The organism is Chryseobacterium sp. NRRL B-14798, from assembly GCF_050470705.1.
GTDB lineage: Bacteria > Bacteroidota > Bacteroidia > Flavobacteriales > Weeksellaceae > Chryseobacterium > Chryseobacterium cupriresistens.
The window spans coordinates 2,083,045-2,098,167 of the sequence record NZ_JBFLUL010000005.1 but is presented as its reverse complement, the minus strand read 5'-3'; the positions used below and the strand labels follow the sequence as shown (position 1 = coordinate 2,098,167).

The 15,123-nt window shown below is 35.5% G+C and carries 12 protein-coding genes; 7 read left to right on the top strand and 5 right to left on the bottom strand.

Going from position 1 to position 15,123, the window contains the following annotated elements; translation table 11 throughout:
- Positions 1 to 55 precede the first annotated feature (55 nt).
- Both AB1278_RS09920 and AB1278_RS09915 read right to left on the bottom strand, forming a co-directional pair.
- Positions 56 to 337: a helix-turn-helix domain-containing protein gene (locus AB1278_RS09920; protein ID WP_209785568.1), complete on the bottom strand. Its 282-nt coding sequence runs from the start codon at positions 335 to 337 to the stop codon at positions 56 to 58.
- Positions 338 to 743: 406 nt separating this feature from the next.
- Positions 744 to 2,000 carry a tyrosine-type recombinase/integrase gene (locus AB1278_RS09915; RefSeq protein WP_411412973.1) on the bottom strand — a complete coding sequence of 419 codons (1,257 nt, stop codon included), beginning with the start codon at positions 1,998 to 2,000 and terminating at the stop codon, positions 744 to 746.
- Between the two features lie 754 nt (positions 2,001 to 2,754).
- Here AB1278_RS09915 and AB1278_RS09910 point away from each other — a divergent pair.
- The 5 genes from AB1278_RS09910 (at position 2,755) to AB1278_RS09890 (ending at position 6,157) form a co-directional block, all read left to right on the top strand.
- Positions 2,755 to 3,510, top strand: a complete 756-nt coding sequence (locus tag AB1278_RS09910; protein WP_411412972.1) for a hypothetical protein — start codon at positions 2,755 to 2,757, stop codon at positions 3,508 to 3,510.
- Between the two features lie 9 nt (positions 3,511 to 3,519).
- The gene (locus AB1278_RS09905) at positions 3,520 to 4,278 is read left to right on the top strand and encodes a hypothetical protein (protein WP_142716686.1); all 759 of its coding nucleotides are present in this window, start codon (positions 3,520 to 3,522) and stop codon (positions 4,276 to 4,278) included.
- A 2-nt stretch (positions 4,279 to 4,280) separates the two neighbouring features.
- Positions 4,281 to 5,078 (top strand): hypothetical protein, encoded by a 798-nt coding sequence (locus tag AB1278_RS09900; RefSeq protein WP_142716685.1) that lies wholly within the window; start codon positions 4,281 to 4,283, stop codon positions 5,076 to 5,078.
- Between the two features lie 292 nt (positions 5,079 to 5,370).
- The gene (locus AB1278_RS09895) at positions 5,371 to 5,805 is read left to right on the top strand and encodes a transposase (protein WP_411412971.1); all 435 of its coding nucleotides are present in this window, start codon (positions 5,371 to 5,373) and stop codon (positions 5,803 to 5,805) included.
- A complete protein-coding gene (locus AB1278_RS09890) occupies positions 5,795 to 6,157 on the top strand; it encodes a helix-turn-helix domain-containing protein (RefSeq protein ID WP_228451460.1) in 363 nt (120 codons plus the stop codon). The genes AB1278_RS09895 and AB1278_RS09890 overlap by 11 nt, the downstream gene beginning before the upstream one ends.
- A gap of 202 nt (positions 6,158 to 6,359) precedes the next feature.
- On the opposite strand, the gene AB1278_RS09885 is transcribed toward AB1278_RS09890, so the two are convergent.
- Entirely contained in the window at positions 6,360 to 7,136 is a 777-nt protein-coding gene (locus tag AB1278_RS09885; RefSeq protein ID WP_142716683.1) for an XRE family transcriptional regulator, read from the bottom strand.
- A gap of 61 nt (positions 7,137 to 7,197) precedes the next feature.
- On the opposite strand from AB1278_RS09885, the gene dinB reads away from it, so the two are divergent.
- Both dinB and AB1278_RS09875 read left to right on the top strand, forming a co-directional pair.
- A complete protein-coding gene (dinB, locus tag AB1278_RS09880; RefSeq protein WP_411412970.1) occupies positions 7,198 to 8,340 on the top strand; it encodes a DNA polymerase IV in 1,143 nt (380 codons plus the stop codon).
- A gap of 7 nt (positions 8,341 to 8,347) precedes the next feature.
- Positions 8,348 to 11,398: a DNA polymerase III subunit alpha gene (locus tag AB1278_RS09875; RefSeq protein ID WP_411412969.1), complete on the top strand. Its 3,051-nt coding sequence runs from the start codon at positions 8,348 to 8,350 to the stop codon at positions 11,396 to 11,398.
- 1,800 nt (positions 11,399 to 13,198) lie between these two features.
- On the opposite strand, the gene AB1278_RS09870 is transcribed toward AB1278_RS09875, so the two are convergent.
- Together AB1278_RS09870 and AB1278_RS09865 are read right to left on the bottom strand one after the other, a co-directional pair.
- On the bottom strand, positions 13,199 to 14,554 hold the full coding sequence (locus tag AB1278_RS09870) for a cbb3-type cytochrome c oxidase subunit I (protein ID WP_395973950.1): 1,356 nt from the start codon (positions 14,552 to 14,554) through the stop codon (positions 13,199 to 13,201).
- Complete coding sequence (locus AB1278_RS09865) at positions 14,544 to 14,978, bottom strand: c-type cytochrome (RefSeq protein ID WP_395973952.1); 435 nt, start codon at positions 14,976 to 14,978, stop codon at positions 14,544 to 14,546. The genes AB1278_RS09870 and AB1278_RS09865 overlap by 11 nt, the downstream gene beginning before the upstream one ends.
- Positions 14,979 to 15,123: the final 145 nt, after the last annotated feature.

Genomic DNA, 15,123 nt, shown 5'->3' with positions numbered 1-15,123 from the left:
AATCCTGAAGATTGGAATGGTGATGAATAATTTGGCTGTGGATGTCTTGTTACTATCAAGAGTTCAAACATTCTCTGATCAATTGATGGACATCCGAAAGCTTATAGTACAGCTTTCCGCTGATGGTATAATAAGGCAGCTTTTTATCAGTCCGGTACCGCTGTAATGATCGGGAACTTATTTTTAAAAGCTGTAAAACATCCTGGTTATCCAGAAGCTGTTCCCCGTCTATTTCTATAAATCTGGACTGGTTCTTAATCATTTGCTCTTTCAGTAGGTCAAATCTTTCCATGATTCTCTCCATCCAGGCTATAAATTCTGTTCTTTCGATATTCATAACTGTGATTTTTATGATTGTTGGTGATATAAAATTGAACAACAGAAATCATATAAAATCACTAGTTTTTCGTAGTAACGAAAAGATTTTGTTTTTTTAATGTTAAAATTTATTACCAGAATCTAATTATATGACAATGAAAGCCTCGTGAATAGATAAGAAAAAGAAGGTTTTGAAAAAGGCTTAAGAGTGGTTAAAAAAATAAGATAGCCTGTCAGTCCCCAGCATGAAACTTCATGTGGGGTTATAGTTTTATTCTTCTCAATTTATATACACCTGTGAACCAGAAATGATAATATTGAAAAATCAGTAATCAATAAGACATGTTAAACCGTCTGCAAGTAAAACGTTGATTAGATTGCTGTAAATATTAAATTAAAGAAGATTGCTTCCTCCAATTATTGAGTTAACTGGCGGCCATGCCTCCAAAATAACTTTCCTTATATGTTTTGTCAAAATAGTTACCCAAACTGATAGTATGGCTTTCATCAACAGGATTAATATATTTCATAAACATCTGCTCTGTAGTATGTCCGGTTGCCTGCATTAGTAAAGGAGTGGGAATTTTCCCATAAAAGTTGGTTGCAAAACTTCTCCGCCCAATATGACTGGTGAGTGCTTCCCATTTTTCAACTATTAATTTTTTTACCCTGTGCCCTACACGTTTTACCGCATTTACAGACTCATTGAGCTGAGCAATCCGGCCAATTTGTTTAATATGGTTATTGTATTTCGTAGCGGAAAGTTTTGGGGGGAAATTATTTTTATACCGTTTAATAATTTCTAAAACAACTGGATGTATGGGCAGCAGGATCTCTTTTTTTGTTTTTTGCTGGATGAAAGAAATACACACCCGGTCATTCACTTTCTTCATTTGATCTGAATTAAATTTCATAAAATCTGAGACTCTCTGACCGGTATAGCAACTTATAAGAAGCCAGTCTTTGGCAGCCTGCAGCTCCCTTGGGACTTTAACCTTGTCTATTTTCATCACTTCCTTTTCAGTAAGATTTATGACGATTCTGTTTTGCCTCTCCCGTCTTATATCCAATTCCCTGACAGCAGTTCTTATACCCTTTCTTTCAGCGAAGTTTAGAATTGTTTTAATAAAATGAATAGTTCTGTATATAGTGTTCTCACTGTAAGCCTCTTCCTTTCCAAAAGAAATAAATCTTCTGATAAAATCTCCATCCATACTATTTACGTACAGTCTCTTAGCTGTAAAACCTTCAAACCTCTCAATAAAGTTAAAAAATACTTTATATCTTTTATAAGTTGACTGGCAAATGTATTCTTGTTTTGAGGAAATATACATATTGATAAAACAAAGCAGTGAATCTTTTGGATAATCCTCTTTCTCTTTACTGCAGAGATTTTTTATTTCTTTGAACAGATATCTTTGTGAAGAAAGTTTTCCCTTAGACTGATCTTCTTCAATACACTCTGCTAACCGTATTTTCAGAGCATCCAGCTTAGTATTAATTTTTTTATAGCACTTCAGGTAAATATTATTGGGACGTTGTTTTTTACTGTCCCAATCTTCCTGGCAGATTCTCAGCGGAGTTTTGAAATTGAAGAGCGGCTGACCCGATTGATTTTCAATTTTTAAATGAATAGATTCTTTTGCCAATCCACGATCAGAAATGAAAAATTTAAAAGTCATTGCTAGAAATATTAGGTTAATTTCCAGCTAATATAAATCAAAAGGTAGTCCTGTTTAGACTACCTTTCACTTACAAATATATAATAAATATTTTACTAGGCAAACAAAATTAACTTTTTGCGTATTAATATTTTAACTGGATTAAGAATGTTTTTTGTTAAAAATTATACATTATCACAAACAACCAACATAATTCAATTACAACAATTGTTCATTTATTAATAAACTAATATGCAGATATATATCATAAAAAAAAGTCTAAACAGGACTACTTTATGTAAACACACATGAAATTAACACAACAACCTAAAAAAATGGAAAAATTTTTATTATTAAATCCCCGACTCTGGCCGATAGAGTCTTCTCAAACTGAAATGAATGTCTCCATTCCAAATCTTATTTGGATGAAAAAAAACTATAAGCTTATTTGGGACAGTATTAGCTAAATACATACACACTTACCAACACGCTTCATTCACTTAATAAATATTATTTATAAGTTTTTACTGTGGCGGGCGCGTTGCTCTACAGCTTTTGCCCGCCAATTTTTTAGAAATAATGAAAACATATTAATAACATACAATTTATAAAATTTCCCAAAAAAAGTGATTTAATTATAATATTTAAGCCCCTTCTGGTTTCCCTCAAATATGCCACTATTACACTACACAGGTGATGAGAAAGAAAGGGGCTTAATTTTTATATGTGAATGGCACATTATGTAACAAAATCAATCTTTTATAAAAATAGGATTATGAAAAAAAAACTTATTTTAATCTTGGCTATTAATAGCCTCAGTATTAGCGCACAGCAAGGAGGAGTTGGCATTGGGACTACAAACCCGGACCCATCCGCTGCTCTGGATATAACTGCTGCCAATAAAGGGATTCAACTTCCACTCGTTGCACTCACTTCTACTCTAGACATAACAACAGTTGCCAATCCTAAAACAGGATTTATTGTTTACAACACAGCTGCAGCCGGAACAGGGAATACTTCTGTTACCAAAGGTCTTTATGCCTATAATGGAACGGTATGGGAAAAAATGTGGTCGAAACAGGAGGTAAAAACTGAAGTTGCAAAAATTCCATTTATAACCCCTGTTTTTGCGGCAAGTAATATAGCTGCTTCAGGTAGTATTGCTGCCGGCACAATCACAAATCTCACCTTTAATACTTTATACAAGGATTCTCCAGCAGGGGCACAAGGAGGCCCTGCTTATACTGGATACAGAATTCAAAGTGCTGGTGGCTATGTAATTTCCTTTAATGTGGATCTAAGAAATGTCTCCGGAGACACGAATGGAGGGGCAATGGTTTATGTACAAAAAAACGGAGGCAATATATGCAGCTACGGAACAGATAAACGATATCAATTCGGAGGTGTATCAAGTACCTGCAGTGTAAAACTGGTAGCCAATGACCTCATAACATTCAGCGTACAGTCTTCTAATGCCGCATATCAGATTACCAACCCTAATGTTTCCATTTCCAAAATATCAAATAATTAAATCAATCTTATGAAATCAAAACTTCTCATCTTATTTCTGGGATTAATGGCCATTATGAATAATGCCCAGATGGTGATAGGATCAGCCAATGTTTCACAATCAGCCATTTTAAAACTCGATTCAAATAATAAAGCCCTAAGGGTTCCAAGCTTATCCGTGACAGATAATGCTGATGCAGCAAGCCCTATTGCCTCTCCGGCAACAGGGGTAATGTTTTATAATACAAATTCAAACACTGCCAGCGATATCATCAAAGGAATAACCTATTGGGGAAGTGATAATAAATATCACCATCAGGCAAATACAGCATCAACTGATGATATTATTGCGGCTGCAAATATTCCTTTGTTAATATTCAGTGCTGCTGTTGGTCAAAAAGCCACTGTCCCTATAGGATCAGCTGGAGGAGGTGCTTTCACCACTCTTACCCTTACTCCTTCGGAAATTCTTGTCGATAAGTATGCCGGATGGAACAGTAGCACAAGCCAGTATAAAATCTCTTCTACAGGAATATATATGCTTGAGTTTATTACCGAAATGTCAAATATAGGAAATAATGGAGGAACTACTACTCATGATATATTAAAAGGGACTACTTCACTTGTCAGTGCATTTGGAAGGGATAACTTAATCAACAACAGGATGTACACTACCATAATCAGCACCCAGAACTTAATTTTAAATGATCTTATGACTTTTAAATATATCTATACCGCCAATAACTATAGAATTGAATCCGGAACAATCAACATTTATAAATATCAGTAATTATGAAAAAACAAATTATCTATATATTATACCTGCTGTTTATTTCTTGCAGCATATCGATAAAGTCTCAGGTAGGCATAGGATTAAACAATCCTGATACCAGTACAATACTGGATGTATATAGTACCAATAAAGGATTACTAATTCCAAGAGTCCAATTACTGGGAACTGATGATATCACTACAATTTCTGTAACATCCTCAACAAACTCGCCGGAACAAGGCACTTTGGTATATAATCTTTTGAACAGTGGTACCTCTCCCAATAATGTATTCCAGGATACATTTTATATTTGGACAGGTACCCAATGGGAAAGCATTGGAGAGACCGCCGATGTTCATACAGAAATAAACAATAATAATCTGACCAAGGTTTTATTTGCCGGAAAACCGGCAGTGGTCGCTGCAACCTATACAATGCCTAACTATTCAGCCTGGACTACAATGAATTTTACAACAGAAAGTGTGGACATAGGAAATATTCATAGTGGTGGAACATTTACAGTGCCAGCAACGGGCCTGTACTCATTTTTTGGAGATGTCTCTTTACGATTATCAAGTACTAATGGTAACTCTAAGGCATTTGGGGCCCGGATTTTTAACAGTACAACCTCTACAGTATTGGCTATTTCATATTATGGAACAGGGGCAGGAGGTGCACAAGGAGATATGCCATTGTATTGGATGGGTAACTTAACCGCCGGGGACCAAATTCAGGTCCAATACAGAATGAGAGCAGATAACTCAAGTACATTGTCTACAGCCACTGTTTCCAGTATAACTGTAAGAAAACATTTTTAAAATAATCTTAATCATTACAATTTTCCTTTGGAATCTTAAAAACACAAATTAATCATAAATAATATGTAAACAGACCTAAAATTCATTCATTATTTGCATTAGCCCTGGAAATAGAGTGTGGATTAATGAAATCGTTTCAATCAAACATATTTTAATTAGAATGAAAGGTAAAATGAGAGCATAGGATAGATTTATTTGATAGAAACGGGAAAATTTAGATATGCTCACAATTAAAATTAATTGAAATGTTGATGTCAGGCATGTTTTATTAGTTAATAAATAACTGTAAATAATGAATTTTAAAAAGATATACATAGGGAAAATGATTAAAGAAAAAGTTATAGAAAATGAGATAGATATATCTCGTATCTGTAACTTTTTCAAATTTTCGGTAGGAGAAATTGAAAAAATGTACGAAGCCCAAAGTTTGGACTGCGAAATCCTTTTGCAGTGGAGCAAGCTTTTGGAATATGATTTTTTTAGAATATACTCCCAGCATTTGATTCTGTATTCTCCCTCATCTAAAGGGAAAGTAAAAACATTAACAACAAAATCTTCCCTTCCAAAATTCCGGAAAAATATTTATACCAAAGAAATAATAGATTTTATTATTGAGCAGATAGAGGCTGGAGAAATAACAAGAAATCACGTAATTGAAAGGTATAGAATTCCCAAAACAACTTTATTTAAATGGATTAATAAATATAAATCCAGTAATGAAAAATAAAATCCAAATTATGATTTCAAAAAAAACTACTCCAAATTATAAACAGATTTATACTGATATAATCAAGACTAAGTTTCCAGAAAAAAAGGAAAAATGTATTTCCCTGCTTAATAAAGCTGATTTATCCCAAATAGATATTATAGAACTCAACAATATAATTTTTGAGAAGAAGGATAAAGAAATAGAAAAATTTAATCAGAGACTTCGTTCTTATGATCTCGTTTCAATTCAAAAGATTCTTGATTATCAGAAGAAATACAAATATAGTAACAGCCAATTGGCATACCATTTTGGATTAAGCCGAAATACAGTTACAAAATGGAAAAAAATGATTTCTAAACATCATGTTTAAGTGTAGTAGACTATTAAATTTTATTTTTAAGCACATCAGCTTCTTTCCTGAGCATAAGGTAAACTTAACGGGATTATTTAACTTTAAATTAAAAATATTTATATTAGCAGTATCCCACATTATGGGATTTTTTTCATCATTTGTGTTTTTTGAGCTTCCCTTCGGGGAAGTTTTTTGATTATGCCGTGTACTCAAAATAAATTCAATTCTTATCTCCCATTTTTTCTTTGATCTGTTTGATATCGGTTTTAATTTCCGTGATAAAGTTTTGAATATGGTGTTCTGCAAATTCATCAGGCTCATATTCTTTGGTGTTAATACTACAGGCAAATTCCCAGATTTCTTTAATTTCAGCTAATGGAATTTTATAAGGCTCATAAAATTGATTGTCAGCCTTTACCCATATACCATCTGCTTCATGAAACTGAAATCTTTTGTAACTGATACCATCATTGGTGGTAATAAAAACATACGTTCTGTCCGTTTTCAAGTCCGAAAGATTTTCAACATATTTTCCTACAATATAGGTTCCGTTTTTATAGGGGGGCATTGAATCTCCGTCAGCTGGAAATGCCCTGAACTTACCCCCTTTTAAAAAAGGTAATGATATGGTCTCCAGACCTTCTATGTATTCCGGATCTCCATAGCCATTCAGGTAGCCCATAGAAGCTTTTTGGGGGATAATCTCAATCTGATTGTTTCCATCTGGATCAACCTTTATAGGCAGAATGATCCTGTTCTCAGGAAGCTCCATGAGTTCATCGATGGAAAATTTTCTGACATCTACAGTCAACAATAGATCGATGCTGATGTTATAGAATTTTGAAATTCTAAGCAATATTTCAATAGGAGGTTCTGTTCTGCCATATTCATAGGCGACATATCTGGATCGGGTAAGAATTAATAGATCTGCCAGTTCTTGCTGAGTCATATTTTTCTTTCCTCTCAAAAACACGATGTTATCAGAGAATTTCGACATTGTTACAATTTTAGACAACAAAAATACAAAATTTGTTTCAAAACGTGACTAATTTTATCACATGGAAAGAGCAATTGTACATATGGATCTGGATACATTCTTTGTTTCCTGTGAAAGGCTGAAAAACTCTGAGTTGGAGAAAAAACCCGTGATCATAGGAGGTGGAGACCGTGGTGTAGTGGTGTCCTGCTCTTATGAAACCCGTTTTTTCGGAGTCAGAAGTGCCATGCCGATTAAAATGGCTTTACGGCTATGTCCCGAAGCAAAAGTAATTAAGGGGGATATGGAAATGTATTCCAATATGTCCCATATGGTGACTGAAATTATTCAGGAAAAAGTTCCTGTTGTGGAAAAGGCAAGTATCGATGAGTTTTATCTTGATCTTTCTGGAATGGATCAGTTTTTCGGATGCTATAAATGGACCCATGAAATTGCTGAAAGCGTACAGAAAAATACAGGATTACCGATAAGTTTTGCTCTATCCACTAATAAGACCGTATCCAAAATCGGAACCGGAGAATCAAAGCCAACCGGAAGGTTTGAAGTGAAACAGCCTGACATTCAATCATTCTTGAACCCACTTTCGGTAAAGAAGATCCCTATGGTCGGCGATGTTACCTTTCAGCTACTGTCAAGGCTGGGCATCAGAACCATACAGACCCTTTCAGAAATGCCTGTTGACGTTCTTCAGCAGCTGATTGGTAAAAACGGAAATGAACTCTGGAAAAAAGCACACGGAATTGACGAAAATCCTGTGGTTCCTTATTCGGAAAGAAAATCTATTTCTACAGAAGATACTTTTGCCCAGGATAGCATCGATATTCAAGGTATTCAAAGTATACTCTCAGGAATGGTTGAAAAGCTCTGTTATCAGCTCCGCGCAGAGAAATGGCTGGTATCAGTAGTGGTGGTAAAACTCCGCTATGCGAATTTTGATACGGAAACCAAACAATGCAGAATTCCTTACACCTCAGCTGACCATACCCTGCTCAGGTATGTTTTAGAACTTTTTAAAAAAGTATATACCAGACGTATGAGAATCAGGTTAGTTGGAGTAAAGTTTACCGGACTGGTTCACGGATGCCATCAAATGGATCTCTTTGAAGATACGGAAGAGTTGATATCACTGTATCAGACAATGGATAAAATCAAGAACAGGTTTGGAACTTCAAGTGTAGGAAGAGCCTCAGGTTTATTAAAATAATTAAAAGATGTTTCTGAATTGTCATTCTTATCACAGCCTAAGGTATGGAACCATTTCTATTAAAGAATTGGTTGAGCAGGCTGTACGTTTTAATATTAAAACCCTGGCTCTTACGGATATCAATACCATTACGGGGATCTATGATTTCTACAAACTTTGTCAGGATCACCATATCAAACCGATCGTCGGAGTTGAAATCCGGGTTCAGAATGAACTGTATTATATTTGCCTGGCAAAAAATCAGAGAAGTATCGGAGAGATCAACAGGCTTTTAACAGCTTATAACTGTGAAGGCACTGAAATTCCTAGAGCAAATCCTAATTTTACAGATACTTTTGTTATTTACCCAATAGAGAATATTCCTGAAAAATTAGCAGATCATGAATTTATAGGCATCAGACAGAACCAGTTAAATCTTTTGATTAAACCGGAATTAAAACAGTTCATTCATAAAATGGTTATTCTTCATCCGGTTACCTTTACCACCCCTGAAGAATATGAGCTTCATAAAATAATAAGAGCTATTGATCACAATACATTGATCAGCAAGCTTACAGAAGCTGATTACTGTAAAGACAACGAAATGTTTACTGATAAAAAAGAGCTTCTCGCTCAATTTTACCATGAGCCACAGATTATTGAGAACACAAAGTATATTGTCAATAACTGTCATTTTGATTTTGATTTTTCAACACCTAAAAACAAAAAGCATTTCACAGACAGCAAAGAAAATGATTCTAAGCTTTTAAAAAAATTAGCATATCAGGGACTTTCTAAGAGATATTCCGATGATAATCTACAGGCAAAAGAAAGGGTGGATAAAGAGTTAGGAGTCATTGACCAGCTTAATTTCTGTGCCTATTTTCTGATCACCTGGGATATTATCCAATACAGTAACCGAATGGGGTTTATGCACGTAGGAAGAGGCAGCGGTGCCAATTCAATAGTCAGTTTCTGCATCGGAATTACTGACATATGTCCCCTGGAACTGGATCTGTATTTTGAGAGGTTTTTAAACCTCAACCGTAAAACGCCTCCTGATTTTGACATTGACTGGAGCTGGCAGACCAGGGATATTATCCTTGAATATATTTTTGATAAATACGGAAAAGACCATGTTGCCTTCTGTGGAACCAATGTTGAATTTAAATACCGTTCTATTTTTCGGGAAGTAGGAAAAGTATTTGGGCTTCCGAAGGAAGAACTCGATACGCTGGCAACAAAACCCATCCAGGAACATGATAATAATTCAGTATCCAGACAGGTTCATTACTACGGAAAGCTTTTAGAAAAGTTTCCTAATCAGAGAAGCATGCATTCCTGTGGGATTCTGATATCAGAAGAACCTATCACCAATTATTCAGCACTCGAAATGCCTCCCAAAGGTTTTCCGATTGTACAGTTCGATATGTACACTGCTGAAGAGATTGGCCTTGAAAAATTTGATATTCTCTCACAGAGAGGCTTAGGTACCATTAACGACACGGTAAAGCTGGTGAAGAAAAAAAGAGGCATTGATATCGATATCCGGGATACATCTATCTCAAAAGACGAAGCCCGATGCAATGAATTCTTAAGTTCCGGAAAAACCATCGGCTGTTTTTATATTGAATCTCCAGCCATGAGAGGATTACTCCGAAGACTGAAATGCGACAACTATAAAGTACTGGTAGCTGCCTCTTCCATTATTAGACCCGGCGTGGCTCAAAGCGGAATGATGCGGGAATATATTTTCAGGCATAACAATCCCACAAAGTTTGAATACTTCCATGAGGTTTTTGAAAAAGAACTGGGAGAAACTTACGGTATTATGGTATATCAGGAGGATGTTATTAAGATTGCCCTGCACTTCGGAGGATTATCCGCCCCTGATGGTGATGTACTCAGAAGAGCCATGAGCGGCAAAGGCCGTTCTTTATCTGCATTACAGAAAGTAAAAGATAATTTCTTTGAGTCCTGTAAAAAGCTGGGACATCCTGAACAATTGTCTATGGAAGTATACCGCCAGATAGAATCCTTTGCAGGCTATTCATTCTGTAAAGCCCATTCTGCTTCCTATGCCGTTGAAAGCTATCAGAGCTTATACCTCAAAGTCTACTATCCCATCGAATTTATGGTTTCCGCTATCAATAACGGTGGAGGTTTCTACAGAACCGAAGTCTACATTCATGAGGCCAGGATGTCGGGAGCTGCAATTCATAATCCCTGCGTCAATTTAAGTAATTATCAGACAACAGTCTATGGTTCGGACGTTTATTTGGGATTGATGCATATTGAAAGACTGGAAACAAGGTTAGCACAACTGGTCCCTGAAGAAAGAACCCAGAATGGAGAGTATACCTCTCTTGAAAACTTTGTTAAAAGGATTCCTATCGGCATCGAAACATTGCAGATTCTAATCTTTATCGGAGCATTCCGCTTTACCGGAAAACAGAAGCATGAGCTGCTCATTGAATCAAGATTTCTTCTTGGAAATAATAAAGTTGCTTTCAGGCATTTGACTTTACTGGACGAACCTCAGAAAGATTATCAACTTCCCACCATAGAAAGAAATCCATTTGAAGATGCTTTTGATGAAATAGAAATATTAGGATTTCCTGTTTCTTTCAGCCCTTTTGATTTATTACAAACCCGATACAGAGGTTCTGTTTTGGTAAAAGATTTATTGAAGTTTCATAAACATCAGGTTAAAATGCTGGCCTATCTGATTTCAAGGAAGCATGTTCCTACCAAGAAAGGTACAATGTACTTCGGAACCTGGATTGATGCTGAAGGACAATATTTTGATACCGCTCATTTTCCAAATTGCCTTGAAGAATACCCTTTTCAGGGCGGTGGCTGTTATCTTCTATTGGGAACCGTAGAGGTCGATTTTCATTTTCCTACTGTTACCATTCATAAAATGGCCAAAATGCCTTTTATTCCGGATTCAAGATATTCAATGGATAAAGAGAAGTCATTGGAAGCCCAACGTAATTTGCATGAGGATGTCAGTATGACGTGGCGCAAGCCATATCCACAGGAACATGAGATTGGATTGCCAAGGCAAAAGATGTAGCATCCGAAATTACTAAAAAAAGATATCTTTAATTATTTTCAGTATTTATCTAGACTTCTCTTAATAAAAAAAGGAGTTATCTTTCGATAAGCTCCTTAATTTAAAATAACTATAAAGTATTAGTGAGAAGTAACATCTAATAAAGCCGGTAGACTCTTATCCCAACCGCCACCAAGTGCCTCTATACACGGCAACACTTGCTTTCAACTGATTGACCTTTTTTCCAACCAGTTCAAATTTATTGTACAAATCTAAATTTATACTTACTTTTGTACAATGAAAGATTAGGAAGAATTGAAAAGAAAATACTGGAGATTTCCCCGGAACAATTAAACAAAGAGGGCGGAAGCAATTGCATTTATTTTACGGCTTTCGACGATGTTTTATCGTTAGGCGTATAGGAAAAGAACGAATTGATCAACCAAATGACGAGGGAACGAAATATCTATTCCCAAAACCTAACCCGGAGAAGGATTACATTAGTGGATAAATAAGACTGCAAGGTTCAACCACTCATTTGGGTATATTGCAAACTCAAAATCGACAAGATGCCTATCTTGTCGATCAACTAATAACAATAATCGAATGAATGGATGAAAATCTTTTCCTATGGTTCGATTTCCTGGCGAAATTACAAAAATTTGAGTAAAACTATGCTTTCGACAGCCTTTCATTTCGGCTTCCAATTTATTTGGAATTATCATTATACAGGAAACAGCAAATAAAAAGGCTAAATTTCACCGGTATGGCCAATGCCTTTGTGAAAATGATCCGTCTAATCGTTTAGCAATCCGTATCATACCATAATGAAAGTCTATATATCAGAACAAGAATCATCACCCGAGACAGCTTTCGGCATTCTTATCCTCGATAACTTTTATCAGTTGCGGAAACATCGATATAGAAGATAGTATTCCGGCAGCGATTTCCAACAGGCTTTCATCATCGTAGTCTACTCATTCCCTTATTATCCTTACGCTTCATCTTTGGTATTTTTCACTAGACCAATGCTCCCAGAAAAGAAAATTAAGCCAAGAAAACCAACGACACCCAAAGTAGTGTAGCCTGGCTTTTATTGATGAGCTCATACCTCGAGTATATTAAACCAACGATGCCAAGAACTGTCAATATGGTTCCAAAAATTCTTTTAACGTTTATAGCTTTTTATTTTAAGGATATATTGGATGTTAATCAATTATATTTTTATTGATAATGCTTGTCTACTATATGCTTTAAGTCAATCCCTTGTTTAATTTGGCTCAAAAGAACCAAATCATCGATAAAAGTGTTTGAAGATGAACTCTTTAGGGTCAAAGAACCGACATTTGAAGATCAATTCTTTGTTGTTTTTTCCGCCACGTAATCATCTCGTCTCAATTATCCGCCTGTATTTAATATATGATTATGTTGATTCAAAATTTTGGACAAAATCGCTCATAGCAGCTTTTACAGTATTTTTTTAGAGGCCTGTATAAAATAGCATTATATCCGTAGGAAACTCCTTTCTTCACGATTTAAACCTACCTCTAATAATATAAGAAAAAATTAGTATGATTTCTAAAGTTTTCTAAAACAAAATCTAAAGCAAGAAAGAGGATTGAAACAGCTATTTTCAAATGAGGAGGACAATCTCAATCAGTAATATTTTGCGAAATTATTCCACACGCGATTACTAGAACTGTTTCCCCAATAACAGCTGTTATAATGATCCAATATATAATTTTTTCCATTCAAAAGAAATCTGAACAAAATAAAACTAAACTTAATCTAAATACACACCTGACTAATTTTAATAAATGTCTATTTAATGTATTTATTTTCAAATTGTTTGCCATACAGTTTTCTAGCTAGTATGACAATGATGTGGCCGATCATTGGATAGATTATAATACAAATCCCTATGATTAAGCCAGTTCCAAATAAGCCAAATATAATATGTAAAACTTGCATAGAATCCTGAAACATACCAAAAGAGATCTGCTCTGAAAAGTAAATCCATTTTGAACGTTTAACTCCCATCACCAGCAATATAAGCCAAAATCCTAAGAATGAAGCATTAAAGATCCGGCTTCCCAGAAAAATAGTCTTTTTAACTTTTGGTCTCATTCCTTTTACAATTTCCAGGATAAAACTTACAGAAGACAACAGAATAGTGGTATTAATCCCGATGATAGTTCCCATAGAATGAGCCACCGTAATGTGTGTTCCATGTGTAAAAAGATTAATGGCAGGAATGGAAATCAACAATGCTAAAAACAGGTTCAGAAAGATCCATAACTCTGATAACATCAGCATACGGTAAGATACTGAAAACTGTTTCTTACTTTGTGCCGGAATATCTTTTTTCCAAAGATAGATGATTCTTAGCAGGATGATCCATTCCGTCATACTGATGATATATGCTAAATAACGGATCCATTCTGCATTCGGAACGGGATAAATGTGATGTGCCCAATTGAACATCACATTAATAAGACCGAGGAAGAAAAAAAAGAATCCCGTTTTTGAATGGCTGTAACCTGACTTTCCACTGTTTCTTTCCATTACATACATAGAGGTACCGTATACCAACATATTCCATGCCCCTACATAGGCACCGCCTGCTTTCCACTGCATCGTAAGGTTTTGAGTATAGTGTTCTCTGAAGTAAGGCAAGATCCAGAGGTGAGCTTCTGTAAAATGAAAAATCATCAATACGATTCCCGTTCCCCACATCCAGTAATATACAGGCCAACGGGAAAAAGTACGCCACATCACACGAAAATAATAAATTCCGAACAAGATCCATCCTAAAAGAATAGGTACATAGAAACCATGAGGAAATTCAAGGTATTCTTTTCCTTCAAATTTCTTGAATATATAACAAGCCGCTATCAATATACCCGTAAATGTAAAGACCCAAAATTGCCACTTCATAATCCCTGAGCTTGTCTTATCATTCTGGATATACCACATGATCCCGCCAATAGCTGTCATAAAGATCCATGAAAGGGCAAAAAGAGTATGTAACGGCCGAAGAACAGTAAATGGAAATATGGTTTTAGCAAAATCCGGAACCGCATACTGTACACCAGATAAAAAACCAACAAAAAGACACAGTACCAGGCTCAGCAGCCCGATCAGTATATAATAGAAAGGATAAGCGTTATTTTTCATTTTTTACTTTTTGTGGATAGTCTACCCATCCGCCATAATTGATCACAGCATTCTGTGTTGGATAATACCCCGTTCTATCAACTTCTTTTAAAAATTGTAGGATCTGGTCCTGCTGATCAGGCGAAAAATCGAATTTGGGCATGGATTTGATCCCGCTGATCATCATTACCTTTAGATATTCATCACTTTTATCAGGCCTGGACGTAACATTAGTAAGATCCGGGCCTAAATATCCCCCCAGACCATACAGTTGATGACAAGCATTACAATTATTTTCCAGCCACAGTCTCTCACCGTTCAAGGCTTTTTCTGAAAGCTTAAAATCACCGTAATCTGCCTTTTCAGTATAAATTTCTCTATTGTAGAATGCGTAGATGAAAACCATGAAAAGAAAGATGCCCGCGTAGTATTTATTCATCTTCATTGATATTATTTTGTATGAATCTAAGTCTGTAGTGATCTCCAAATAAAACATTCTTCCTATTGGGGACGTTAGGTGCCGGGATCTGCCGGAATAAGGCTGAGTAAAAATGTGTACTTTTTTTCTGCTTCTGAACATATAGGATAAT

Bases quoted from the DNA above. Each gene is read 5' to 3' on its own strand.
- AB1278_RS09920 (WP_209785568.1), bottom strand. From the start codon at position 337: ATGAATATCGAAAGAACAGAATTTATAGCCTGGATGGAGAGAATCATG.
- AB1278_RS09915 (WP_411412973.1), bottom strand. From the start codon at position 2,000: ATGACTTTTAAATTTTTCATTTCTGATCGTGGATTGGCAAAAGAATCT.
- AB1278_RS09910 (WP_411412972.1), top strand. From the start codon at position 2,755: ATGAAAAAAAAACTTATTTTAATCTTGGCTATTAATAGCCTCAGTATT.
- AB1278_RS09905 (WP_142716686.1), top strand. From the start codon at position 3,520: ATGAAATCAAAACTTCTCATCTTATTTCTGGGATTAATGGCCATTATG.
- AB1278_RS09900 (WP_142716685.1), top strand. From the start codon at position 4,281: ATGAAAAAACAAATTATCTATATATTATACCTGCTGTTTATTTCTTGC.
- AB1278_RS09895 (WP_411412971.1), top strand. From the start codon at position 5,371: ATGAATTTTAAAAAGATATACATAGGGAAAATGATTAAAGAAAAAGTT.
- AB1278_RS09890 (WP_228451460.1), top strand. From the start codon at position 5,795: ATGAAAAATAAAATCCAAATTATGATTTCAAAAAAAACTACTCCAAAT.
- AB1278_RS09885 (WP_142716683.1), bottom strand. From the start codon at position 7,136: ATGTCGAAATTCTCTGATAACATCGTGTTTTTGAGAGGAAAGAAAAAT.
- dinB (WP_411412970.1), top strand. From the start codon at position 7,198: ATGGAAAGAGCAATTGTACATATGGATCTGGATACATTCTTTGTTTCC.
- AB1278_RS09875 (WP_411412969.1), top strand. From the start codon at position 8,348: ATGTTTCTGAATTGTCATTCTTATCACAGCCTAAGGTATGGAACCATT.
- AB1278_RS09870 (WP_395973950.1), bottom strand. From the start codon at position 14,554: ATGAAAAATAACGCTTATCCTTTCTATTATATACTGATCGGGCTGCTG.
- AB1278_RS09865 (WP_395973952.1), bottom strand. From the start codon at position 14,978: ATGAAGATGAATAAATACTACGCGGGCATCTTTCTTTTCATGGTTTTC.